This is a genomic window from Photobacterium carnosum, assembly GCF_002849605.1.
Lineage (GTDB): Bacteria > Pseudomonadota > Gammaproteobacteria > Enterobacterales > Vibrionaceae > Photobacterium > Photobacterium carnosum.
This window is the reverse complement of record NZ_NPIB01000019.1, coordinates 63,883-88,049: the sequence shown is the minus strand read 5'-3', so window position 1 is coordinate 88,049 and position 24,167 is coordinate 63,883. Positions and strand designations below refer to the sequence as shown.

Genomic DNA, 24,167 nt, shown 5'->3' with positions numbered 1-24,167 from the left:
ACCCGTCCGCCGCTCGTCAGCAAAGAAAGCAAGCTTTCTTTCTGTTACCGCTCGACTTGCATGTGTTAGGCCTGCCGCCAGCGTTCAATCTGAGCCATGATCAAACTCTTCAATTAAAGTTTTGTTGTTTCTTTCGAAACGGCTCAATAAATACTGACTTTAATACCAACTCTTTATAAATAAAGAGTGTAATTTTAAAGCTTTTTATCATTTAAAAAATGATAATTAAATAACTGTGCCAAAATAATCTTCTCTATAAATAGATTGGGTCATTTTGTATTGGTCACTCAGTTTATTGATAAATCTTTCGACTTAACTATTCAGTGAGTGCCCACACAGATTGCATGGTCAAATTGTTAAAGAACATTTACTTTCAATACATTAGCGCTTCGCACTTCAGTACTAAAGTCAAAAAGAGATTTTATTTACTAAAACGTCTTGTTGACTTTCTTCTTGCTAAGAATATGCCAAAAGAAAAATATTTTATCTAAAGTTTGAACTCGATCAGTTGTTTAACCGTATTCTCTTTCGATGGAGCCGCATTATAGAGACTTTGATCACTCTGACAAGTCTTTTTAAAAAAAAAGAATGTAATTGCTGATTATTTCATCTAATGTGAACTATGTGTCTGTAAATAAGCTCATGCGAGTATATTTATACTCAATTATTATTAATTACAGACCATTAAAATTGGCATCATTATAGACTTGATGTTAAAACACCCATTAACGCATTCTTCTCTTTCCCTTTTGAGATGTACTTTAAATATGAAATCAAATAATCAAACCACAATAACAGTGATTGCCATCGCCATCATTGGCGCCTTAATCTTCAGTATGTTCAGCAGTACTCCACCAGCCATTAGTTTTGCGCTTGGTGCAATGCTAACAGGATTGGCGTTGCGATTTATGCAAGAAAACAAAAATCCCATCCTCGATGAATTAGATCCTTCTCAGAGTAGCAAAACCCTTTATGTTGGCAACCTTCCCTATCGTGCTAATGAGAGTGACGTAAAAAACCTTTTTGCAGAGCATGGTGATGTTTTTGCCGTGCGCCTAATGAAAGATAAACGCACAGGAAAACGCAGGGGCTTTGGTTTTGTTGTCATGAACAGTCAAGACGCAGAAAATGCAATTGATCAACTCAACAACCAAGAATATGGCCAACGTACATTAAAAGTCCGTGAAGCTAATGAACCTAAAAATGCGGATAGTTTAGATCTTGAATAATATCTAATTGCATTTCATTTAAGCTTTTATTCAGCGCCGCAGCATCATATGTTGCGGCGCTGCTGTATGTGACATTATGTATCGCATTAGGCGCCACGATAACATCATTCGATAATTCTAATAATGATACGACCCGTTTAGCAATTGCTTTACCTGAATCAACAATATTTACCTGATGCTTTAATGCCTGCTGAATTTCTTGCTTTATAAGTGGAAAATGTGTGCAGCCTAATACAATACTATCAACAACACCTTGCCATGGTTTTAGTATCTCAGTTAATTCCCCCATATCTACCGACTTACCGCGTAGCTTCTGCTCTGCCATTTCCACCAATCGAGTAGAACCAATCATTTTAACGTCACAACCATTCGCAAATTGCTGTACTAATTGATGAGTATAAGGACGGTTAACCGTTGCAGGCGTTGCCAGTAAACCAATCGATTTTGTTTGACTAGCCAGCGCTGCAGGTTTTATCGCTGGCACAACCCCGACCACAGGTATTGTTAACTGCTGACGTAACGAAGGTAAAACGATAGTACTGGCAGTATTACAGGCGATAACCACCAAATCAGCCTGATACTGATGAGCTAATAACGACACAATATGATTAGTACGCTTGATTAGCGTTGCATCATCCAATTCACCATAGGGAAAAGCGGCATTATCGAAAGCATAGATAAACTGCACTTGAGGTAACAAAGCGTAGATTTCTTGATATACAGATAAACCACCTACCCCTGAATCAAAAATGACAACTTTTTTCACTACCACTTACCTTATTACATTACGATATCGGGTCGTTATGATACTGCGATGAGTCAGTCTCTACCAGTGCATAGCGTTGATAGCAAAACCGTGAATCTGTTTCACACCCTAACCATATCAGGTTAAGTGGTTGCTGATAAAAAGGACCATCGACGACTAACGAATGAAATTCTCCATTCTCGCCACAGAGATCAATGGTCGGCGGTAATTCAGTTAATAATTCACGATCAAACCAACGCCCACAGAAACGCGTATCCAATTGAGTACTATCAACGGTAACCAATTTCGTTTTAATCCCGCATTCAATTATTTCATTGGCTAACTGATGGCTAGGCTGCCCAAGTAATGGAAAAACACACTCCCAACCTGCTGGCTTAATATACTGACGCCGATAATCAGCAATACCATTACAAAACAAATCACCAAAAGCGACAGCATCAAACGGTAACCCACAATTTTTTAGCCCATCAACAATCATCTGTTGATAAATATCATTGGCTGGAAATACTTCAGGTAATGCAATTAGCACTAATGGTAAACCAATTAACTGCGCTTGTTTTTTAACAACTGCAATAGGTGTTGCTTGAAAAGGGACATCGTTATCAACATGGGTTGTATAAAGCCCAACAACCTCATAGTTAGGATCATTCATTAACCGCCATAACGTTAAAGCTGAATCTTTACCTGATGACCAACTAATAATCACTTTTTGTTTCATATTTATCACCATCAAAAAAGCCGCACAATGGCGGCCTTGAACTATAAAAAATCACACCTTAGAACTGATAATTAATGCTGGTATAATAAGTTCGACCCGGCATCACATAGCCACCAGCCGTTTCGTAATCTTCATTTAGAAGGTTAGCTACTCGCCCTTTTAAAGCAAGTTTTGGCTGCAACCAATATGTTAATGCAATATCCCATGTATCATATGCAGGCAATTCAACATCTGAAATATCTGGACGCTTACCGTGATACTGGTAAGTCACTGCGGTATCAAGATCACCATAGCTTGCCGTACCCACCCATTTAAATGAGAACTTCTCACGACGTATAAGTCGTTGGCCTTCACTGTCACGAGGATCTTTAAAATCAAAGTTCAGCTGGTGAGTAATAATACCCGTATCAAAGTCAGCTTCGACTTCAACCCCTTTAATTTTACTTTCCCCGTTAACATTGTCATACGATGGCGTGCCACTAACATACTCAATTAAATCATCAATACGCATTTGGTAAGCGGTAACAGCAACGCTTGCAATATCGTAATCAGCATGGAGAGATACATCGATATTTTTTGATGTTTCAGGATTTAAATTAGGGTTACCCGTCGACCAAGCACTTTTAACGTAAAGTTGGTAAAGATTAGGGGCTTTAAATGCTGTGCCGTACGAACCACGAAGTTGAATGTTGTCAGTTAAAAACCAACCACCAGCAATATTGTACGTTGAATGAGTGCCATATTGCTGATTATCATCAAGACGAACACTGGTTTCGATGCTAACTGGAGAGTAATCCCATAAGCCAATCGCATAATAGCCAGTATTATCTCGTTCTTTATTGCCCGCAAAACCCGTTAAATCATTCCATTGCTCTTGGCGCCAATCAATACCACCACTCACTAATAATGTTGATAATAGTTGATATTGGTTATGCCATTGAACATTACGTTGGTGATATTGATCCTTGCGATTCACTGCATTAGTTTTATCGATCAAATCAAGATTGTCTTGTTTTTGATAATCAAGAATCAGTGATGACTTATAGCTATCCTGCGCATATTTTAAACCCGCAGAATAATCATTAAATTCAGTTTCCGATCTCACATACTGATGGCCAGAATACACACTAGAACCATCATATTGAGAGTGATTTTTATACCAACGAGTCGCAACAAAACCCGAGATTTCGTCACTAAACTGGTGATGGAGTGCTAACGATGCATTACGGCTATCAAAACCATGTTTATCACCATCATTCAATCCAGGTTGAGGATGAACGTTATAGCCTTTATCATTTTCATAACCAGCAGCAACTTGTAATACGCTGTTATCACCGATGTTATACGCACCAGAAACATTTGCTTCTTGATAATTATGACTACCAATACCCAAATCTAATTTCGTTTTTGATGGCGTATCTGTTCCTGTTAGGGTAATGATATTGATCACACCACCAATAGCTTCAGAGCCATAAATTGCCGCACGAGCACCACGAGTAAATTCAATCCGCTGCACTTGAGTTAATGGAATTTGATTAAAATCTACGTTACCCGCTACAGAGCGAGCCATACGAATACCATCAACCAAGACCAAAACTTGATCCGAGTTTGCACCTCGCACAAAAATACTAGAACTTTGTCCACGACCACCATTTTGAGTGATCTGTACTCCAGGTAATAAGCTCAACACTTCCGTTAGCGTTTTCGCTTGTACTTTATCGATGTCTTGACGAGTCACGACATTAAAAGGTGCCAGCACTGAGGTTACAGGTTGCTCAAAACGATTAGCAGTTACCACCATTACATCATCAGATGTTGTATCAGCCGCAAATGAAGCAAAAGAAGGGAGGCACAACGACGCTACCGTCGCGGCTAAAAGGGATTTTTTCATTACAATTTCCTAAGTCGCGTTTATAACAAAGCAATATTGCTTGTCTTGCTGGTTGGTATTCGGACTTAAGAGCATGACCATTAGGTCGCCTAGGCAACAACTTCCCATTGCCGCTATACTAAATAATGCAGTGATTATCAGTAGGGAACATCAACAGTGTTTGGATTACATCCATGTGCGTTCGTTCTCTATTACCGCTGCGCGTCAGTTACGGATTTACACCGTATTCCCGAGCCGTCTAAGGCTTAACCAGCACAGCGAGAATGCTAGTGTTGTATTGCTTTTATGTCTAGTTTTGTTTGGTATTAGTTATGAGTTTTTGGATACATAAATATTTTAATTTGGATCAACACTGGACATCAGTGTGCAATGCAATAAAATCTGCGGTCTTATTTTGAGCAGTCGAGGCACACACTATGACATCCACCGTCCTTAATATCGCTGATTACCAGCCCCAGTTGGATGAAAAAGCAGCGCGTATTCAAGATCTACTTAGCGATTTTGAAACGCCTGAATTGGAGGTGTTTGCCTCTCCTGCAGAGCATTACCGTATGCGTGCAGAATTTCGTGTTTGGCACGAAGGCGAAGAACTGTATTACATCATGTTCGATCAACACACTCGTGAAAAATACCGTGTTGATAAATTCCCAGCAGCAAGTCGTCTAATTAACGATGTAATGCCAATGCTACTTGAAGCAATTAAGCCAATAAAAACCCTGCGCCACAAACTGTTTCAGGTGGATTTTTTATCGACCCTAAGTGGTGAAATTCTGGTTTCTATGCTTTATCACCGTCAGCTTGATGATGAATGGACAGTAGCCGCAAAACAGCTAAAGCAACGTTTAAATGATGAAGGGTTTAAGTTAAATCTGATTGGTCGTGCACGTAAGATGAAAATCGTCTTAGACCAAGATTACGTTATTGAACAATTAAAGGTTCACGATAACGCACTGACTTACAAGCAAGTTGAAAATAGCTTTACCCAACCTAACGGTGAAGTCGCACAGAAAATGCTAGAATGGGCAGTTGATTGTACTCAAGACAGCGCAGGTGATTTACTGGAACTGTACTGTGGTAATGGTAATTTCTCATTAGCACTTGCGCCAAACTTTGAGCGTGTACTGGCAACAGAACTGGCAAAACCATCGGTTGATTCTGCACAATACAATATTGCGATAAACAATATTGAAAACGTACAAATTATTCGTATGTCTGCGGAAGATTTTACTGATGCAATGGCGGGTAAACGTGAATTCCGTCGTCTAAAAGACCAGAATGTTGATTTGCAAAGTTATAACTGCAACACCATTTTTGTCGATCCACCACGTTCAGGTATGGATGACGGTACTTGTCGCATGGTACAAGGCTACGACAACATCATGTATATCTCATGTAATCCTGAGACATTACGTGACAATTTAGCCATCTTAACTGAAACCCACAACATTACTCGATTTGCCTTATTTGACCAATTCCCTTACACCCATCATATGGAAGCGGGCATATTACTAGAGCGTAAATAAGCTGTAGTCCTCAAAGGTAAAAATAAAAAAGGCGCTATCAGCGCCTTTTTCAAATCACAGCGAATATAACTTACGCTGCTTTTTTATCCATGACACCCATTTTGTATGACACCCAAAATAGTAATACCAATGTAATTATTAGCGGAATGAAATTTGAGCCCATATCAGGGTATTCTGCGCGAAGTAATGCCGCATAACCAAATATACCAACGAAGAAACATGCACTCGCAACGGCAGTAATACCTTCCGCCATAGGTTTACGCATATATTCTTGATATAAACAATACACTGCCATGGCAAATGCCAAGACAGGAAAAATAGAGAATGTTACATAACTTGAAAACAATACTGCCAGAGTACCGTAACCACATACACCTGCGATTATAGATAAAACTAATGTTTTACGCTCTGCTTTAAGTTTTTGCTTTTCCATATATAATTCACCAAAATCAATATAAGATTATAGTTTCTGCCTGAGCTCTCGACGCTCACGCTCTTTGCGGTACCAATAAGCACCTTTTGCAATCATTCTAAGTTGCATAATCAATCTTTCAGCATGCTCAATACGAGCATGACAATCAAGATCCAACGCCTCAGCACCGGAACTAAAGACCAATGTCACTGACGCTTCAGCTTGCGTATAAGCTTCTTCATGGGTTACCCCCGTTTTAGCTTCAAGATACTCAGCCAGTTCAGCCACAAAATGTTGTATTTCTCGCACAACTGCAGCACGAAAAGCTGTTGATGTACCAGAACGCTCACGAAGCAGCAAGCGGAATACGTTAGGACTACTTTCAATAAATTCCATAAAAGTCTCTACTGAAATACGGATAACACTGCCTTCAGTAGCAATACGCTGTCGAGCTTGACGCATTAATTGACGAAGAATTAAACCGCCCTCATCAACCATGGTTAACCCCAATTCATCCATGTCTTTAAAATGACGGTAGAATGATGTTGGAGCAATACCCGCTTCACGCGCAACTTCACGTAAACTTAAATTAGAAAAACTTCGCTCGGCACTTAATTGGCTAAAAGCGGCATCAATCAACGAACGCCGAGTTTTTTCTTTTTGCTGAGCCCTAATTCCCATCAATTATCTGCTTCTCTGTGATTTTATTACAATGATGCTCTGCTTACACAGTAACATCTGCGTCATTGCAACGACGCTATACATCCATATAGTAAAGGTAGAGCGCGACCGACGCAAAGCCAGATTGATATCATTGTACATTTTACATCACAAAACGTGGCGCTGATTTAACAACCAATAACACACAATTAAAAACGAAGCCCATTAGGCTCCGTTACTGACTTTATTGCTTATTTTAGCTCTTTATTCCGCAACCATTAAGCGATCATCTGCCGTTAAAATCGATGTCCACGGTAGTTGTTCATCACCCAGCACAATAAAGTTTGGATTCTCTAAAGTCTGACGCTGGTTATAAGATAATGGCGTTATATGGGTATTAAAAATACGGCCACCCGCTTCTTCAACAATACATTGGGTAGCGGCAGTATCCCACTCACCTGTTGGCCCTAATCGTAGATAGCAATCAGCGCCCCCTTCTGCGACCAAACATGCTTTTAGAGAAGCAGAACCTAATGCAACGAGATCATAGTGATATTGGTTATCAAACCGTGCCTTGGTGGTATCAATATCCTGCCGACGGCTAATGGCGATGGTTAACCCACGTAATGGCAACTGATGTTTAGTCGTTGAGATCGTACTGGTTTCACCTGCTGCGGTTATTTTATATGCCCCTTGACCTTGTGCCGCATAATACGTCACGCCAGATACAGGTGCATACACCACTCCCATAACGGGCTTATTATTATCAATTAACGCAATCACTGTCGCAAAATCACCACTACCCGCAATAAACTCTTGAGTACCATCTAAAGGATCGATTAACCAATAACGTGGCCACTGACTACGTTCGGCTAATGATATTACGGTGTCTTCCTCTGACAATACTGGAATATCAGGGGTTAATTGTGACAACCGCTCAATCACTAATTTATTAGCCGCTAAATCAGCGCTGGTAACTGGCGTGTTATCTGATTTAATTTGCTGCTCAAACTGCCCTTGTTGATAAATATCTAAGATCAACCGACCTGATTCTTGGGCAATATCGATAACATCATTAATAAGATGATTTAATGTCATTGGTTATTCCTCGCAAGCTAAATACTTCAGCGCTAAAAATAACGCACTGATACTACGCGCTTCGGCGAAATCTAGATGATTAAGTAACTCTTCTGCTTGGGCTAGCGGCCACCGCACAATATCTAATGGCTCGGGCTCATCACCTTCTAAACGCTCGGGATATAAATCTTGCCCCACAAACAATGTCATTCGGCTAGAAAAATACGAGGGCGCTAAAATCACTTCTTTTAAGGGATGTAATCGCTGCGCACCAAAACCGATTTCTTCTTTTAATTCACGGTTTGCTGCTGCTAATGGACTTTCACCAGCATCAATTAATCCTTTAGGAAAACCTAACTCATAACGCTCAGTGCCAGCAGAATACTCACGAATTAATAATAAATCACCATCAGCCGTGACAGGTACGATTAATACCGCATGACGTCCGCTTGGCTGCATACGTTCATAAGTACGCTCTACACCATTAGAAAAACGTAAATCCAATGATTCAATTTTAAAAAGTCGTGATTGTGCTACAACCTCGGTTGCTAAGATTTGGGGTTTATCTTTGCTGAACGCCATTTATAAGGCCCTGTTTAATGAAAAGCATTACCAGAATAAGAAAAGCTTACTCGAATTAAAAGCAAATAATCATCAGAAATAAATAGGCAGCCGTAATCGACTGCCTATTGTGAATAAATTCATAATTGAAATGATAACGAGCGTTACAATTGTCCCGAATAATTAACCTTATACTGTCCCTTGGTATTAGGATCACCTAACCATTTTAATTGCGCGGCTAATTTATCAGGGAACGTTGCCCCAGGCTTAAACCCGCCATTAAGTTTATAGTGGCGGTTAGTGGCTAAATTAGCATGCCAGTCACTACTGACATCCGTTGAGGTTTGCTTGACTTTAGCGACAATCGCACCTTTTTCACAGCTAAGATCAGCAAAAACAGGCCCCAGTTTAATCGTCCCCATTGGCGTTTCTGCTGCACCTTGTACCCAAGCTAATGTCGCATTCAGCGTTTTACAATAAGGGGCAGCATAATGATAATTCCTAACCGTCAGTTCTAAATTACCATCAATAGAGACCGGAACAGGAAGCTGTGCTTGTGATACGGCTTGCGCCGCAGGCATCGATAACAACAGTTTTTCAGCAAATGGACCAGACAAGCTGTAACCCACTAAACCTTGCCCTTTTAGTTGCCATTCACTGCCTTTGCCAAAGCGGACATTAAACGCCAATTCACCTTTCAACAATCGCCCAAGTTGCATATCCCATTGCAGCTGACCAAAAGGTTGATTTTGCCAACGCACATTGGTCGCCGAGCCTTGCCATGGTGTACCTGAGATCCCTTCTAAAGCGAGACCTTGTATTTTAGGCGCATACTGCCACAACCAACTCGCTGGAATATGAGTGACTAAACTTGCTATAAATACCGCACCAAAACTGGCACCAACTGCTAATTTAAATTTCACGCTTATCCTCGCCCTAACTGCAAACGGTTTACTTCAACCATACCGTTTTTATCGGTTTTTGAGAGATCAATAAACTGCGTGTTAATGCCAAAACTCTGCTGCAAATACACTAACCAATTAACGAGCGTATCAAACGGTAATGGTTGCACCCACACTTGTAGCGCATCATTACGTGGCTGCATTCGAATCAAATCAATTTTAAATCGGGTCGTGGTTTCATTAATGACTTGATTAAGTCCTTCATCACTAACATTTACCGTTCCACCAGCACGTTTAAGTGCCGTAATTTGATTGGCTTTATGTTCAACCCAGGTTAATAGCTGTCGCTGTTGATTAATTTTATTTTGAGCATCTATTGCACGTTGATTCAACGGTTGCCACACTCCCCAGTAAAGAATGGCAATCACCAATGCACTGCTCGCGCCAAGTAGCAAATACTGTTCCCGTTGGCTGAGAGCTTTCCACCATGCCTTAATCTCTGCCATTAGGCTTTTCTCCTCAACACCACAGCACCACTGACTAAATTATCTTCTTTGGTTAACTGGCCCTGATCAACTACAAACTGAGTTGCTAATGCACTGCGTAATTGCTCGAAATCTTGAAAACCTGCCGCTGTTGCTTGCAAACGTAATTCGCCTCGAGTTTGATCATATTTAAGGTTTACAATCTTAATCGTTGGCACTTTAGTTAATGCTGGCTTTAATTCGCTTAACCACATTAGCATGCCATTTTGTTCACCATGACCACCTAAACTTTTCAACGCTGCATTCATTTGATTTTTCAAATAACTCTGCGAAGGAATACGTTTAAATTGAGGCAGAACTTGACGAAAAATACGATCACTTTCAGCTCGGTATACATTAGCTTGTTGTTCTAAACGCTGCGTAGTTAGTACTTGCTCACCGACAAGCGCAATTAATACTACCGCTGCGGTGATTGCTACTTTGCGCCATGGTTGTAAATGCTTACGCCATGCCGCTTGTGGCTTATAAGGCCCTGACAGTAAAGTTGCTTTAGAGTCAGCAGCGCCAATAGCTAACAACTGCATCACTAATTCCGGCGTTTGAGGTTGCCAATGGCCCGGCGTATTTACTGGTGCTGGCGTATAGTGATGAATTGTGACTTGCGCCAAACTCTCCGTCGCCGCAACAATCGATTCCACCTCTTCAGCTAACCGCTCAGCTTCAACCGCTGATGCAGTGTCATCACTGTCGGCGGCGGTGTCTGCTGGTGTTTCAATCACTATTGGGGCTTTTTGAGCCGTGATCCATGATCCTAACCAACTTGAATCGGCACATACACCCATTGCTTCTGATTGTCGTATAAGCCACTGCCCATCAATTTCAGCGGCACTATAGCCCTCACTAAACAGTGGCAAACATAAACAATCTGGAATCAGTTTTTTAAGCTCAATGCCACATTCGCTAAATGCAGCTAACCATGCCACTACTTTTTGGTGTTCAATAATTGCAACTGTCGCAATATCATTCTCACGTTTAAGTAATTGCACATGCAAACTATCGACATCTTGAGCCAGCTCTTCTTCAAGCAGATACGGTAATACCGCCGCTAATTGACGGCTACTGCCGATAGGGATCGCTACTTGCGTTAGCAGCATCTCACTGGTTGGTACTAAACCATAAACAGGACGAGTGACAGCATATTCAGTTAATTCACTTAGCTGGTTAATATCAGCCAATTGACCCGAGGCTATCACTTCATTTTGTAGTGGCGACCAGACTAGCCATTGCACCGGCATTCCCGGCCGGCTACTTAGCCTTATCGTCAGAAATTCGCTCACGGATTCCTCCATACTGGCGACGAACGACCGTCACCTTGTTCTTATCATCACGATTAAATAATGCCACGGCTCGCACTCGGGCACGGTCTACTTTTATTTCAGCATCTAACGAAAAATAATGACTGGTAACAGTTAAATATTTTTCCATTGTATTTGTCGTCTTATCTTTTCCTGAATCAGCATCTTGCGTTGGCGGTTGTGGTACTAACTTCATAAAATCAGCCACACTGTCCCACACGGTATGCTTCTTATCACGCTCAATAATGATTTTTTGCGCATCTTGTAATGATAACGATGGCGCAAATAAGGCTGATAACAACACCGCATTTTTTTCAGTAATGGTATTAACATTAATCAACATGTCATCGGTCGGTAACGCACAAATTAAACCTTTAACCTGCTGATAAATTTTATCGGACACCCCATTAATGGCTCTAAATTCACTGCCATCCGCCAACCAATCATTGGCCGTTACATAAGGGGGCTGAAAGCTTTCATAGGTACTATCTTCCGCACCGTACGCTGACTCCACGGTAGTGTTATCATCCACAAACTCCCAACTTGAATCAGCGATCACTTCCGCTTCATAGTCATCAACACCTGATTCTGTGAGAATGTTTTGTAAATAGGTCACTAAAAAAGGCTGCTTACTACTACCTGCGCCAGCTTTAATATTTTTAAAAGCATTCAAATTAAAACAAGTTTGTTTATCCGTTAAATTACCACTAATTACCGCATTACTGTCTAAAGGGTAACTTTGCTCACCCACAGCCCAGGCTTGGGTTAAGTTTACGGTTTTGCTGTCTTTAAGGCTTTGTTTTAATGCTTGTGATGCTAATGCTTCTATTCCTAAGCTGTACCAATAACTTTGTTGATGCTCAACTTGGTTTTGAACGCGATGAAAATTGAGTTGCAACCGCTCCGTCATTTGTACGGCTAATAAACTCATCAAGGCAACAAGCAATAACACCACGATCAGTGCGACCCCACGTTGCTTTATCATCCTTCTTGCTCCTGCTTATTACTCGTCAACGAAGAAGTGGGTAATAAATAAATACGTTCAATCTTACCCAATTTTTTTAAGGTCATGATCACTTTGATACCCGCAGGCAAGCTCTTGGCTTTATCCCATTTCTTGTGCCATTGCTTATCATAATAAAATTCAAACTTTAAATCGGTGACGCCCGTTAATAACACGCGCACCAACGGCTTAGCCCCCGTCACAGCATCAGGGTAACGAAACCATACCCGCTCTAAGTTATCGTCGATAATACGATAACCAACACGCGTAACATCACCACGAGGAAACATTGATTGCGGATTTTGCCAACCACCACGAACAAAAGTGATCCCTTCACTGCTTGAATCTAATAAATACTCACTCGCCTGTAGAATATTATCCGTTGGTTTTTCAGCATCAGATCTAAATTTACGCGCTACAATCTGCCGAAAATCATTATCCATCATGATCATGGTGCGTTGAATGGCTTGTAAGCGTTGATTGTGATCTTTAGATTGTGCATCACTGCGTAATACATTGGTTAACACTTGATTGGCAGATAAACTCAACATCGCAAATACTGCAATCGCCACCAGAACTTCCAATAACGTAAAACCTTGTTGGTGACGATGATTAATTGCTGACATAGGTCTTTACCGTAATAACTGAATGTTTACGCTGCGAATCGGTAGCCACCGATATTTCAATTTGGCGTAATAGTTTTTGTTGGGTTTTGGTGCTGGTGACCGTCCAATACCACTCTTGATCAGCTAAGCTTGATTTACCCCGTTTTACTGAACTTGGGTACTCACCACTTAAATGCAGCTGCGCTAATTCATTATCTGCCACCATCGACGCGAGAGTTTTCTGTTCTAAATAACCTAAGCTATTTAAGTTTTGACTGACTGCCCGCACCACACTTAATGCCGCGACAGCAAAAATAGCCAACGCCACTAACACTTCTAATAATGTGAACCCTTGTGAGCGTTTCATTACGATCGTTCCTGCGTTGATAACGCTTGTTCGGAGAGATATTGATCCAATGTTTGCCCTGGGGTTAATAACACTAAATTCCCCACTTCATCCGCAACAACTTGCCAAAACTGATGTTGTTTATCAACTTCAAAACTAACTGTAAATGGGGTGTATTCACCACTCGCCATCACCACAATTTGTGGCGGTAATTGTTTCTGTTCCTGATCAGACTTTTTAAATATGTCGTCATTTTTAAACATTGAATCAGATTTAAAAAGTCGGTCTTTATCTTTCCATGCTCCACCAATAGTCACCGTCGTCGTAATACCCGTCTCAAGTTTGACATTGGTAAAAAATTTAACGCCTTCTAACGGTTGCCAACCATTTTGAGTCAGCTTTAAAAAATGGTATTGGTGGGGTTCAATACGAATACCGTAATCAACCCCATTTAACATTGCATCTTCACCCAAAAGTTGGGCTAAATGATGAAAGCGTAGCGCCTGTTCTTTGACCTCATCACGTTTATTATTGGGTAACGTCGACACCACAGCAACAGCACTGGTGGCTAATAACACCAACACCAACATAATTTCAATTAGAGTAAAACCTGCATTACGTTTCATCATCATTTTTAACTTTATTTGTTGTAGTTCAACATATTCCAGTTGCCGATATCAGTATTAATACCGTCACCGCCTTCTTGACCATCAGCGCCAAGACTGAAGATATCAACCGCACCATGCTCACCCGGTGCTACATATTGATAATCGTAACCCCATGGGTCTTGTGGTAAACGTTTAATATAGCCACCATCACGGTAATTACGCGGTTCTGGTGAAGATGAAGGTTTGGTTACTAATGCTTCTAACCCTTGATCAGTGGTTGGGAACACACTGTTATCAAGCTTGTACATTTCCAATGATTGCTCTAACGAACTAATATCGGTTACGGCTTTTTGTTGATCCGCTTTTTCTTTATTACCTAATAGGTTTGGCACCACTAAACTTGCCAACACCCCTAGAATTACAATAACGACCATTACTTCTAACAGCGTAAAACCACGTTGTTTTTGTTGCATTATTTACCCTCCAAAAGAAAATCTACATTCCGACCATATTATTTAATTCAATAATCGGCATTAAGGTTGCGATCACGATAAACATTACCACTCCCGCCATAGCTACAATCAATAACGGTTCAAACACCCCTAACGCCATATTGACTAAAGACTCAAAATCGCGATCTTGGTTATCCGCTGCACGGGTGAGCATTTGTTCAAGCTCACCGCTGCGTTCACCACTGGCGATCATGTGTAGCATCATCGGTGGAAACAGCGCTGTTTTTTCTAAAGAAATACGTAAACTTGAGCCTTCACGCACTCTATCTGCGGCTTCAAGGATCTTCTTATTAACGTAAGTATTAGTCATGACATCAGACGCGACTTTCATACCATCTAACAGTGGTATTGCACTGGAAGTACAAATAGACAATGTCCGTGCAAAACGCGAGGTGTTTAACCCTCTTGCGACTTTACCTATTACAGGTAATCGTAAAATAGTTCGATCCCATTTCATTCGAAAGACGGGCTTTTTAAGGGCGCTTTTAATGAAAGCAATGAATGCCACAATAACAATCACTACCAGCAATCCCCAATGTTGAACAAAATTACTGGCAGCCAATAACACTTCAGTAATTGCTGGCAAACCTTGTTTCATTTGCACAAATTGATCGACAATTTTTGGTACAACCGTCGCCAACAAGAATGCCACCACCGATACCGCAACCAACGTTAGCATTAACGGATAAATCATCGCTTGCTGTAACTTACTGCGCATCTGCTGGCGGTTTTCACTGTAATCAGCCAAGCGATTTAAAATCGTATCTAAATGCCCTGATTTCTCACCCGCAGCGACCATGGCGCGAAACAATTGATCAAACACATGTGGGTATTCCGCCATACTGTCAGCCAAGGTATAGCCTTCAAGCACTCGTGAGCGCACCGCGAGTAAAATATTTTTCAAACGCGGCTTTTCATTTTGTTCCGCTACCGCCTTGATGCACTCTTCTAGAGGCATCGAAGCTTGCACCAAAGTGGCTAACTGACGGGTAATAAGCGCTAACTCATTGGTACTAATACCCCGTCGAAATGTGAATTTACTCGGTGCTGCCGCGGTTTTTTTACCTTGGCCTGAGGTTTGGTTAACCTCTATCGGCACTAACCCTTTTTCGCGCAACTGCTGTCGAACCTGACGCGAAGTGTCACCTTCTAGCACACCTTTTTTGTGGCGGCCTTTGGCATCTAACGCTTTATATTCAAATGCCGCCATTAGCTTTCCTTCGTCACGCGCATCACTTCTTCAAGGGTGGTGATCCCTTGGCGCACTTTATCTAAGCCGTCATCACGAATACTTGGTGTTGTTTGACGGACATATTTTTCAAGGGCTAGTTCACCCGCTTCCGCATGAATCAACTCTTGTATACGTTCATCTACCTGTAAAAGCTCGTGAATACCCGTACGACCACGATAGCCTTTAAAATTACATTTATCACACCCGCAAGGGCGATACAGAGTCAGGCTATCTGTTGCAGTTAACTTAAACAGTTTCTTCTGTTCGGTATCTGCATCATAAGGTTGGCGACATTCAGCACATAAGGTACGTACTAAACGTTGCGCCAACACACCCAGCAATGATGATGACACCAAGAAAGGTTCGATTCCCATATCTCGCAAACGGGTGATCGCACCAACAGCGGTATTAGTATGGAGGGTTGATAACACCATATGACCTGTTAATGACGCTTGAACTGCAATCGCTGCGGTTTCTAAATCACGGATCTCACCAATCATTACCACATCAGGATCTTGACGTAGAATGGCTCGCAAACCACGTGCAAAGGTCATATCAACTTTACTGTTTACTTGAGTTTGGCCGATACCATCGATATCAAATTCAATCGGATCTTCAACGGTTAAAATATTACGTTCAACACTATTTAGCTCTTGTAAGCCAGCATACAACGTGGTTGATTTACCTGAACCCGTAGGGCCCGTTACCAGAATAATCCCATGAGGACGATCAATGATCTTGCGGAATAACTGATGGTTAGTCGCTGTCATACCTAAACTGTGTAAATCGAGGCGAGTGGCATTTTTATCTAATAAACGCAGAACCACCCGTTCGCCATGTGATGATGGCATAGTTGAAACCCGCACATCTACCGCACGGCCACCGATACGTAATGAAATACGGCCATCTTGTGGGATCCGTTTTTCAGCAATATCCAACTTCGCCATTACTTTAATACGCGACACTAACAACGGCGCTAACTTACGGCTGGGTTGTAATACTTCACGCAACATACCGTCGACACGAAAACGAATCGATAATATTTTCTCAAAGGTTTCGATATGAATATCAGACGCCCCTTCTTTGATCGCTTCTGCAAGCATCGCATTGATCAATTTAATGATTGGCGCATCATCTTCCGACTCAAGCAAATCTTCCGTTTCAGGCAGATCTTCCGCTAACGAGAAAAAGTCATCGCTGTCAGAACCTAAGTCTTCCATTAACTGGCGCGCTTCTGACGAATCACGTTGATAAGCATCAGTCAGCTTTTGCTCAAATTGCGACTCTGATAGCGCAACTGGGTAAAAGCCCTCACCAACAACCCGCCGTACTTCTGCTAACACGATTGCTGATAATTGACCGCAATAATATAACTGCCATCCTTGTTGATTGGCTTCAATCACCACATGATGGCGCTTAGCAAAAGAAAACGGCAATCGGAATAAGACTGCGGTTTCTAACGCCAAAGACGCATCTGCCATTAGTGTTTCTCCAACTGCGATACAAATGCACGTACTTCTGCTGGTAGCGCCATATCATCACCATATTTTGGAATAACAGGCATTTCAACATCCATTAAACGCATGCCTTTATCTGCTTGGTACAACTGTTGAGCACGAATATAGTTATATTTACGCTGCGTCATACCATCGGCACTCATTCCATCACGTAAAATCGTTGGACGAATGAAGATCATCAAGTTCGTTTTTTCAGTTTGGTTATTGGTCGAACGGAATAGCGCTCCCAATACTGGAATATCACCTAAGATCGGCACTTTTTGCTCAGACTCAAGCGTTTTCTCTTGCATCAAACCACCAAGTGCAATCATGTTACCGTCTTTAACTATCACTGACGTCGTTAGCTCTCGCTTATCAAACCGAATATCAACCGCGCCATTAGCATCAGCAACTTGCGAGACGACTTGCTCGATTTTCATTTGTACTGAGTCACCTTCGTTAATTTGTGGCGTGACTTTTAGTTGAATACCGACATCTTTACGTTCAACGGTAGTAAACGGGTTATCGTTATTTGAACCCGTTTGCGAGCCAGTAGTAACAGGGACTTCTTGACCAACAGACAAGTTAGCTTCTTGATTATCAAGCACGGTAATGTTCGGAGTTGAAAGCACGTTAACATTACGGTTCGATTGCACCGCCGTCACCAATGCCGTCCAATCCCCTAACGCAATTGCAGCCGCTGCGCCTTTAACACCACCAAGGAAGGTAGCCATTGGTGCTAAATCACCACTTTCAGTCGTTTGATACGTATAAGGTTTGCCGTCAGAATCGTAACGCGTTTCCGTTGTGGTGGTATCTTTACCTGCTTCTTGTGCAGATAATAATCCACCAATCGGTGCACTACTGTTACCAAACTGAACCACACCGCCATCTTCAGAGCCCCACTGAACACCAAAGTCGACCCCTTCGCCTTCTTGAACTTCAACAATCATCGCTTCAATGTGAACTTGCGCACGACGAATATCGAGCTGAGCAATAATCGATTCTAAGCGTTTCATTACATCAGCAGGTGCTGAGATAATTAATGAGTTTGTTGGTGCATGCGCGGAGATCATGACATCGTCTTTAGTTGCGCTCTGACCTTGACCTGAATTGCCTTTGGTCGAGGCTTGAACATTTTCAGAGACCCCTTTTAGGACATCGACTAAATCTTCTGCTTTGGCATATTTAAGATAAAATACACGGCTATTACCACTAACAGCCATCTCTTTATCCAAACGATGAATCAGGTTTTTTAAGCGCTCACGGACTTTAGGATCGCCAGAAATTAATACAGCGTTAGTGCGTTCATCGGCAACCGCTTTAGGAATAAGAAAGCCTGGGGTTGATGATGCTTCAGCACTTTTATTCAATGAATCAATAATACGTACCATTTCTGATGCCGACGCATTATTAAGCGACACCACGGTCACATCTTTATTTCCTGCGCGGTCAACACGTTCAATGATTTCTGCTAATCGGTTTACTACCGCAGCACGGCCGGTGATCATAATGATATTGGCGGGATCATAATGAACAACATTACCTGCACCTGCGTTATCATTAAGCTGGCGTAATAAGGGTGATAACTCACGCACTGAAACATTTTTAACAGCAATGACGCGAGTAACAACCGCATCACCAGGAATGTTTTTGTCATTAGCATCAACTACAGGAATCGCCGCTGTTTTGGCATCTTTGTCACGAATAACTTTCATGATGCCATCTTCCATCGTCACAACAGCATAACCATAGACATCAAGCACATTCAGGAAGAAACGGTAATATTGCTCTTCGTTCAATAAATCATAACTACGCACATTCACTTGCCCGCGCACAGCAGGATCGATAATGATCGTTTTATGTAGCGTGCGACCGACAATATTAATGAACTCTTGAATATCAGTCCCTTTAAAGTTGGCACTTAATTCATCAGCCATTGCTTGACTACAGAACAAGCTACTGGCTAACAATAGGGCACTTTTACCCATCCATTTTTTCACAAAAAACTCCTGCTTTATTGCATATTCATTTCAAGCTAAGCACTAAGGTGTTATTGCAGCTCAATGTGGATATCATGTAACTGACCGTTACGCTCAACCGTCAGTGTAAAATCAGTGGCTGAAGACAACTCACCCCAAAGTTTGGCCATAATTGCAGGATTGGTAAGGCTATTACCATTAATACTCACTGCAAGATCATTGGCTTTAAGACCAACCTGATCAAATAAAATTCTATTTTTACCCGGATTGACACGATAGCCTTCAATTTGGCCATCTTTTTTTACCTGAGATAAACGGATATAGCTAAATAAGGTTTGTGGCTCTGATAAAATTTCTTGTTTAATTTTGGCAAGTTCAGCCGTATTACTATTAGTTTGAACAGTATTACGTTGAGATTCAGCCGCCGTTACTGATGGTTTAGTAAATTTTAAGCCTTCAAGCATTAAGGTTTCATCACGACCATTATTACGAATAATAACCCGATCGTTATACACCGCGATTAAGGTGGCGCGGGTATTATCAATAACTTCGTTAATACCGTAAGTATTTTGTTTACCGTTATTAGTCACCACAGCTAATGCTTTTGATGGCGTTGAATTAGCCACCACACCCACTAACGTTAATCGTAATTGAGTTTGCGGTGCGTCTTGTTTAACGGGCTTAGTCAAAATAGGGGCAGAATTTTCCTGATAACGACCAAATAAATTCAGGCTTAATAATTCATTAACGGGTAATTGTTGCTGAGAGGTATTCACGGTTACTGCAAGAGGTTGCCAGCGAGCAACAGCAGGGGTGGGTTCAACAATAGACCACACTAAACGTCCCACAACCCAAGCTAATATCACCACAAAAAAACAAGTCAAAATACGTGTAACTGATTGTAATGATAACGGACATTTGGTTGCTGCAATAGCAAACCACTTTGAAGCAAGCATAGTGAAATCCATTGTTAAAATACCAAGAACCATTAAACAAATAAGTGCACTGCAATCGTACATAGAAATTAAACTGACTATGATCGCCTGTTCATCACTGAAATACTATTTAATAATCCACACAAAACACCATAGTATCTAAGAATTTAATGATTTTTTGTAATAAATTATGACACTGTGATTGAAATCCTCGGCTAATATCACCATTTATAATAAATAGTCACATTACTGATGTTATTCGTAAAATGTGATAATTTATCGTTTCAGCAAATAAAGGCACCGTGATGGGTCAAAACACCTCGAATATTAAACAGGTTCGTCTTGATAAATGGTTATGGGCTGCCCGCTTTTACAAAACACGTTCAATTGCTCGCGCGATGATTGACGGCGGTAAAGTGCAGTACAATGGTCAACGGTCAAAACCAAGTAAAATTATTGAGCTTGGCGCAACGGTTAAATTACGGCAGAGTAACGATGAGAAAATAATCATCATTGAACAAGTTTCTGACTGCCGCCGTGGCGCACCAGAAGCACAACTGCTCTATCGAGAAACGGCTGAAAGTATTACAGCCCGCGAACAGACAGCAAAAATGCGCAAACTCAATGCTTATGACAATCCAAGTCCAGAAAAACGACCGGATAAAAAGCAACGCCGCGACATTATGCGATTCAAAAATATTAACGCATCTGAATAAATAACTCAGTGCTAACCTAGTAAATTATAATTTCAACAGTGAGTGCTTTATTGCAACGGTTTAACCCGCCTTGGTTGCGGCGTTGACCATAAAGTAATTACAGTCCATTTTATCCCTTTACTGGGTTGGCTCTATAGCTGGAGAATACATACTCATGACAAACGATAGTTTAAACCGTTACCTTTTTGACGGCGCAGCAGTTCGCGGTGAATTAGTACAGGTAGGTCAAACTTACCAACAAATTATTGCGGATAAAAACTACCCAGCACCAGTAGTAACATTACTAGGTGAATTATTAGTAGCAACCAGCCTATTAACTGCAACCTTAAAATTTGAAGGTTCTATTACTGTTCAAGTCCAAGGTGATGGTCCGGTAAGCTTAGCGGTTATCAATGGCGATCATAACCAACAATTACGTGGCGTTGCACGTTGGAACGGTGATATCGAAGCCGGTAGCATTCATGACTTAATGGGCAAAGGTCACATGGTGATCACCATTACGCCAATCAAAGGTGAGCGCTACCAAGGTGTTGTTGGTCTTGATGGCGATACATTGGCTGAATGTCTTGAAAGTTATTTTAAAAATTCAGAGCAATTAAAAACCCGCATCTGGTTACGTACTGGTGAAATTGACGGCCAAGTAAAAGCTGCGGGAATGTTATTACAAATCATGCCTGATGGTACAGGTACGGAAGGCGATTTTGAGCATTTAGAAGCGCTAACTGAAACCGTTAAAGATGAAGAGCTATTTACGCTAGAAGCACAAGATGTGCTGTATCGTCTTTACCACCAAGAACAAGTACAGTTATTTGAAGCACAACCTGTTAGTTTTGAATGTGGTTGTTCTCGTGAGCGTAGTGCAGCTGCCATCATGAGTGTTCAACCTCAAGAAATTGATAATATGATTGCTGAAGATGGCAAAGTATCACTGCATTGTGATTACTGTGGTACTAGTTACGATTTTGATAGTATTGACGTTGCAGCGCTACGTGACAATAATGCGAATCCTGCTGATAGCGATCAAATTCACTAACATCTATTCCACTCTTTTTAAAACCGGCAAATTAATGTCGGTTTTTTTTTGCTTAATTTTCACGTTTTATATCATTCACCATCGCCACAACGTATATGCGTTTATATTTCAACTTTAATTGTGTGTTTTTTGCAACCTTGCCGAGTAAATATCGACCACTATCACAACAAATAAAAATTAACATTTACGCAAAATAAAACCACTCGCGATTTCGATATTTTTACCTAAAATTAACATACTGATGGTTGGTTTTTTGATGACCGTCCCTGATTTAGCAATTTAGGGTTGTTAGCATGATTGGTAGTTATACAACATCTTACCCTAGGAGCACCAATGATCACTACACGTGTCGATAATAAGGTTGCAAACAACATGGATTTATCCCTATACGGTATTACCAATGTTACAGATGTTATTCGTAACCCATCTTACGAAGTTCTTTTTAATGAAGAAACTAAACCAGAACTTGAGGGTTACGAGCGCGGTATAGTTACTGAGCTAGGTGCCGTATCTGTTGATACCGGTATTTTTACGGGTCGTTCACCACAAGATAAATTTATTGTGCGTGACAACACTACCAAAGATACGTTGTGGTGGTCAGATCAAGGTAAGAATGACAATAAAGCCCTAACACAAACAGCATGGTTAGAGCTTAAAGAATTAGTCACTAACCAGCTATCAAACAAACGTCTTTTTATTGTTGATGGTTATTGTGGTGCTAACCCTGATACACGTCTTTGTATTCGTGTCATCACTGAAGTTGCATGGCAAGCGCATTTTGTGAAAAACATGTTCATTCGCCCAACAGAAGCAGAGCTTGAAAATTTTGAACCTGATTTTGTGATCATGAATGGTTCAAAGTGCACTAACCCTAAGTGGCAAGAGCACGGCATGAATTCTGAAAACTTCACTGTTTTCAATCTTAGCGAAAAAATGCAACTCATTGGTGGTACATGGTACGGCGGTGAAATGAAGAAAGGTATGTTCGCAATGATGAACTACTTCTTACCACTGCAAGGCATTGCATCAATGCACTGTTCAGCCAATATGAGTAAAGACGGAGATGTTGCAGTATTCTTTGGCCTTTCTGGTACAGGTAAAACAACTTTATCAACAGATCCTAAGCGCGCATTAATTGGTGATGATGAGCACGGTTGGGATGACAATGGCGTGTTTAACTTTGAAGGTGGTTGCTATGCAAAAACCATCAACCTATCAAAAGAAGCTGAACCTGATATCTACAATGCTATTCGTCGTGATGCACTATTAGAAAACGTGACAGTACGCAATAATGGTGCCATTGATTTTGATGATAATTCAAAAACTGAAAACACCCGTGTTTCTTACCCTATTTATCATATCGAAAACATTGTTAAGCCAGTATCAAAAGGCGGCCATGCCAATAAAGTGATCTTCTTATCAGCAGATGCTTTTGGCGTATTACCGCCAGTTTCAAAATTAACCCCAGAGCAAACAAAGTACCATTTCCTTTCTGGCTTTACGGCTAAGTTAGCCGGTACTGAGCGTGGTATTACTGAACCGACACCAACGTTCTCAGCCTGTTTTGGTAATGCATTCTTAACCTTACACCCAACTCAATATGCAGAAGTGTTAGTTAAGCGTATGGAAGCCGCAGGCGCTGAAGCTTACTTGGTAAACACAGGTTGGAACGGCACAGGTAAGCGTATTTCAATTCAAGATACACGTGCAATCATTGATGCAATCCTTGATGGCTCAATTGATAAAGCAAATACCAAACAAATTCCAATCTTTAATCTAACGGTTCCAACATCATTAGCTGGTGTTGATCCAACAATTCTTGATCCACGTGACACTTACACTGATCCACTACAGTGGCAAAGCAAGGCTGAAGATTTGGCTCATCGCTTTATTACTAACTTTGATAAGTACACTGATACTCAAGAAGGCCAACAGTTAGTCACTGCAGGTCCACAACTCGGTTAATTTAACGCCTCATTGAATTATCCGTTAACAGCCTCTTTAATTAGGGGCTGTTTTTATTTTATATCAAGATTCCCCAATTAACGCACTAACCAAAAACCTTGCTAAAAATATGTTTTTATCTCACCCTCAATAAGCCATTATATTGATATTACGCTT

At 41.1% G+C, this 24,167-nt stretch carries 24 protein-coding genes, 1 rRNA gene and 1 riboswitch; of the genes, 5 read left to right on the top strand and 20 right to left on the bottom strand.

All coding sequences use genetic code 11. From position 1 onward, the window contains the following. Positions 1-116 (bottom strand): 16S ribosomal RNA (locus CIK00_RS14755); the annotation flags it as partial. Positions 117-767: 651 nt separating this feature from the next. Between CIK00_RS14755 and CIK00_RS14750 the strand changes: the two genes are divergently transcribed. Beyond that, positions 768-1,229 carry an RNA recognition motif domain-containing protein gene (locus CIK00_RS14750; protein ID WP_101769587.1) on the top strand — a complete coding sequence of 154 codons (462 nt, stop codon included), beginning with the start codon at positions 768-770 and terminating at the stop codon, positions 1,227-1,229. Here the strand turns inward: CIK00_RS14750 and murI are convergent. Genes murI through btuB form a run of 3 tightly spaced genes read right to left on the bottom strand, consistent with a single transcriptional unit; the run spans position 1,198 to position 4,604 of the window. Further along, a complete protein-coding gene (gene murI / locus CIK00_RS14745; protein ID WP_101769586.1) occupies positions 1,198-1,995 on the bottom strand; it encodes a glutamate racemase in 798 nt (265 codons plus the stop codon). The genes CIK00_RS14750 and murI overlap by 32 nt on opposite strands. A gap of 19 nt (positions 1,996-2,014) precedes the next feature. Continuing rightward, complete coding sequence (locus CIK00_RS14740; protein ID WP_101769585.1) at positions 2,015-2,713, bottom strand: Dph6-related ATP pyrophosphatase; 699 nt, start codon at positions 2,711-2,713, stop codon at positions 2,015-2,017. A gap of 58 nt (positions 2,714-2,771) precedes the next feature. After that, positions 2,772-4,604, bottom strand: a complete 1,833-nt coding sequence (gene btuB / locus CIK00_RS14735) for a TonB-dependent vitamin B12 receptor (protein WP_101769584.1) — start codon at positions 4,602-4,604, stop codon at positions 2,772-2,774. 33 nt (positions 4,605-4,637) lie between these two features. After that, positions 4,638-4,873, bottom strand: a riboswitch (cobalamin riboswitch). Between the two features lie 147 nt (positions 4,874-5,020). Here btuB and trmA point away from each other — a divergent pair. After that, positions 5,021-6,127 (top strand): tRNA (uridine(54)-C5)-methyltransferase TrmA, encoded by a 1,107-nt coding sequence (gene trmA, locus CIK00_RS14730; RefSeq protein ID WP_101769583.1) that lies wholly within the window; start codon positions 5,021-5,023, stop codon positions 6,125-6,127. A 70-nt stretch (positions 6,128-6,197) separates the two neighbouring features. Here trmA and CIK00_RS14725 read toward each other — a convergent pair whose 3' ends face one another. The 16 genes from CIK00_RS14725 to gspC form a co-directional block, all read right to left on the bottom strand. Beyond that, a complete protein-coding gene (locus CIK00_RS14725; RefSeq protein WP_101769582.1) occupies positions 6,198-6,560 on the bottom strand; it encodes a YijD family membrane protein in 363 nt (120 codons plus the stop codon). 27 nt (positions 6,561-6,587) lie between these two features. Further along, the gene (fabR, locus tag CIK00_RS14720; RefSeq protein WP_101769581.1) at positions 6,588-7,220 is read right to left on the bottom strand and encodes an HTH-type transcriptional repressor FabR; all 633 of its coding nucleotides are present in this window, start codon (positions 7,218-7,220) and stop codon (positions 6,588-6,590) included. A gap of 243 nt (positions 7,221-7,463) precedes the next feature. Continuing rightward, on the bottom strand, positions 7,464-8,297 hold the full coding sequence (gene cysQ, locus CIK00_RS14715) for a 3'(2'),5'-bisphosphate nucleotidase CysQ (RefSeq protein ID WP_101769580.1): 834 nt from the start codon (positions 8,295-8,297) through the stop codon (positions 7,464-7,466). Positions 8,298-8,300: 3 nt separating this feature from the next. After that, positions 8,301-8,858: an ADP compounds hydrolase NudE gene (gene nudE / locus CIK00_RS14710; protein ID WP_101769579.1), complete on the bottom strand. Its 558-nt coding sequence runs from the start codon at positions 8,856-8,858 to the stop codon at positions 8,301-8,303. 143 nt (positions 8,859-9,001) lie between these two features. Beyond that, entirely contained in the window at positions 9,002-9,760 is a 759-nt protein-coding gene (locus tag CIK00_RS14705; RefSeq protein WP_101769578.1) for a type II secretion system protein N, read from the bottom strand. Between the two features lie 2 nt (positions 9,761-9,762). Next, positions 9,763-10,245 carry a type II secretion system protein M gene (locus tag CIK00_RS14700; protein ID WP_101769577.1) on the bottom strand — a complete coding sequence of 161 codons (483 nt, stop codon included), beginning with the start codon at positions 10,243-10,245 and terminating at the stop codon, positions 9,763-9,765. Beyond that, positions 10,245-11,561 carry a type II secretion system protein GspL gene (gene gspL / locus CIK00_RS14695; protein WP_232584104.1) on the bottom strand — a complete coding sequence of 439 codons (1,317 nt, stop codon included), beginning with the start codon at positions 11,559-11,561 and terminating at the stop codon, positions 10,245-10,247. Before gspL ends, CIK00_RS14700 begins: the two co-directional genes overlap by 1 nt. After that, complete coding sequence (gene gspK / locus CIK00_RS14690) at positions 11,530-12,564, bottom strand: type II secretion system minor pseudopilin GspK (protein ID WP_101769575.1); 1,035 nt, start codon at positions 12,562-12,564, stop codon at positions 11,530-11,532. Before gspK ends, gspL begins: the two co-directional genes overlap by 32 nt. Further along, a complete protein-coding gene (gspJ, locus tag CIK00_RS14685; RefSeq protein WP_101769574.1) occupies positions 12,561-13,208 on the bottom strand; it encodes a type II secretion system minor pseudopilin GspJ in 648 nt (215 codons plus the stop codon). The genes gspK and gspJ overlap by 4 nt, the downstream gene beginning before the upstream one ends. After that, entirely contained in the window at positions 13,195-13,554 is a 360-nt protein-coding gene (gene gspI / locus CIK00_RS14680) for a type II secretion system minor pseudopilin GspI (RefSeq protein WP_045036825.1), read from the bottom strand. Before gspI ends, gspJ begins: the two co-directional genes overlap by 14 nt. Next, on the bottom strand, positions 13,554-14,162 hold the full coding sequence (gene gspH / locus CIK00_RS14675) for a type II secretion system minor pseudopilin GspH (RefSeq protein WP_101769592.1): 609 nt from the start codon (positions 14,160-14,162) through the stop codon (positions 13,554-13,556). Before gspH ends, gspI begins: the two co-directional genes overlap by 1 nt. A gap of 11 nt (positions 14,163-14,173) precedes the next feature. After that, positions 14,174-14,614 (bottom strand): type II secretion system major pseudopilin GspG, encoded by a 441-nt coding sequence (gspG, locus tag CIK00_RS14670; RefSeq protein ID WP_101769573.1) that lies wholly within the window; start codon positions 14,612-14,614, stop codon positions 14,174-14,176. Between the two features lie 22 nt (positions 14,615-14,636). Then, a complete protein-coding gene (gene gspF / locus CIK00_RS14665; protein ID WP_101769572.1) occupies positions 14,637-15,863 on the bottom strand; it encodes a type II secretion system inner membrane protein GspF in 1,227 nt (408 codons plus the stop codon). Beyond that, positions 15,863-17,365, bottom strand: coding sequence for a type II secretion system ATPase GspE (gene gspE / locus CIK00_RS14660; protein ID WP_101769571.1), 1,503 nt, complete (start codon positions 17,363-17,365; stop codon positions 15,863-15,865). Before gspE ends, gspF begins: the two co-directional genes overlap by 1 nt. Then, complete coding sequence (gspD, locus tag CIK00_RS14655; protein ID WP_101769570.1) at positions 17,365-19,383, bottom strand: type II secretion system secretin GspD; 2,019 nt, start codon at positions 19,381-19,383, stop codon at positions 17,365-17,367. Before gspD ends, gspE begins: the two co-directional genes overlap by 1 nt. A 50-nt stretch (positions 19,384-19,433) precedes the next feature. Then, positions 19,434-20,318 (bottom strand): type II secretion system protein GspC, encoded by an 885-nt coding sequence (gene gspC / locus CIK00_RS14650; RefSeq protein WP_101769569.1) that lies wholly within the window; start codon positions 20,316-20,318, stop codon positions 19,434-19,436. A gap of 284 nt (positions 20,319-20,602) precedes the next feature. Between gspC and hslR the strand changes: the two genes are divergently transcribed. The 3 genes from hslR (at position 20,603) to pckA (ending at position 24,011) form a co-directional block, all read left to right on the top strand. Further along, positions 20,603-21,013, top strand: coding sequence for a ribosome-associated heat shock protein Hsp15 (gene hslR, locus CIK00_RS14645; RefSeq protein WP_101769568.1), 411 nt, complete (start codon positions 20,603-20,605; stop codon positions 21,011-21,013). A 154-nt stretch (positions 21,014-21,167) separates the two neighbouring features. Continuing rightward, a complete protein-coding gene (gene hslO, locus CIK00_RS14640) occupies positions 21,168-22,046 on the top strand; it encodes an Hsp33 family molecular chaperone HslO (RefSeq protein ID WP_101769567.1) in 879 nt (292 codons plus the stop codon). Positions 22,047-22,379: 333 nt separating this feature from the next. After that, a complete protein-coding gene (gene pckA, locus CIK00_RS14635; protein WP_101769566.1) occupies positions 22,380-24,011 on the top strand; it encodes a phosphoenolpyruvate carboxykinase (ATP) in 1,632 nt (543 codons plus the stop codon). Positions 24,012-24,167 lie beyond the last annotated feature (156 nt).

Bases quoted from the DNA above. Each gene is read 5' to 3' on its own strand.
- CIK00_RS14750 (WP_101769587.1), top strand. From the start codon at position 768: ATGAAATCAAATAATCAAACCACAATAACAGTGATTGCCATCGCCATC.
- CIK00_RS14740 (WP_101769585.1), bottom strand. From the start codon at position 2,713: ATGAAACAAAAAGTGATTATTAGTTGGTCATCAGGTAAAGATTCAGCT.
- btuB (WP_101769584.1), bottom strand. From the start codon at position 4,604: ATGAAAAAATCCCTTTTAGCCGCGACGGTAGCGTCGTTGTGCCTCCCT.
- trmA (WP_101769583.1), top strand. From the start codon at position 5,021: ATGACATCCACCGTCCTTAATATCGCTGATTACCAGCCCCAGTTGGAT.
- CIK00_RS14725 (WP_101769582.1), bottom strand. From the start codon at position 6,560: ATGGAAAAGCAAAAACTTAAAGCAGAGCGTAAAACATTAGTTTTATCT.
- fabR (WP_101769581.1), bottom strand. From the start codon at position 7,220: ATGGGAATTAGGGCTCAGCAAAAAGAAAAAACTCGGCGTTCGTTGATT.
- cysQ (WP_101769580.1), bottom strand. From the start codon at position 8,297: ATGACATTAAATCATCTTATTAATGATGTTATCGATATTGCCCAAGAA.
- nudE (WP_101769579.1), bottom strand. From the start codon at position 8,858: ATGGCGTTCAGCAAAGATAAACCCCAAATCTTAGCAACCGAGGTTGTA.
- CIK00_RS14700 (WP_101769577.1), bottom strand. From the start codon at position 10,245: ATGGCAGAGATTAAGGCATGGTGGAAAGCTCTCAGCCAACGGGAACAG.
- gspK (WP_101769575.1), bottom strand. From the start codon at position 12,564: ATGATAAAGCAACGTGGGGTCGCACTGATCGTGGTGTTATTGCTTGTT.
- gspJ (WP_101769574.1), bottom strand. From the start codon at position 13,208: ATGTCAGCAATTAATCATCGTCACCAACAAGGTTTTACGTTATTGGAA.
- gspI (WP_045036825.1), bottom strand. From the start codon at position 13,554: ATGAAACGCTCACAAGGGTTCACATTATTAGAAGTGTTAGTGGCGTTG.
- gspH (WP_101769592.1), bottom strand. From the start codon at position 14,162: ATGATGAAACGTAATGCAGGTTTTACTCTAATTGAAATTATGTTGGTG.
- gspG (WP_101769573.1), bottom strand. From the start codon at position 14,614: ATGCAACAAAAACAACGTGGTTTTACGCTGTTAGAAGTAATGGTCGTT.
- gspF (WP_101769572.1), bottom strand. From the start codon at position 15,863: ATGGCGGCATTTGAATATAAAGCGTTAGATGCCAAAGGCCGCCACAAA.
- gspE (WP_101769571.1), bottom strand. From the start codon at position 17,365: ATGGCAGATGCGTCTTTGGCGTTAGAAACCGCAGTCTTATTCCGATTG.
- gspC (WP_101769569.1), bottom strand. From the start codon at position 20,318: ATGCTTGCTTCAAAGTGGTTTGCTATTGCAGCAACCAAATGTCCGTTA.
- hslR (WP_101769568.1), top strand. From the start codon at position 20,603: ATGGGTCAAAACACCTCGAATATTAAACAGGTTCGTCTTGATAAATGG.
- hslO (WP_101769567.1), top strand. From the start codon at position 21,168: ATGACAAACGATAGTTTAAACCGTTACCTTTTTGACGGCGCAGCAGTT.
- pckA (WP_101769566.1), top strand. From the start codon at position 22,380: ATGATCACTACACGTGTCGATAATAAGGTTGCAAACAACATGGATTTA.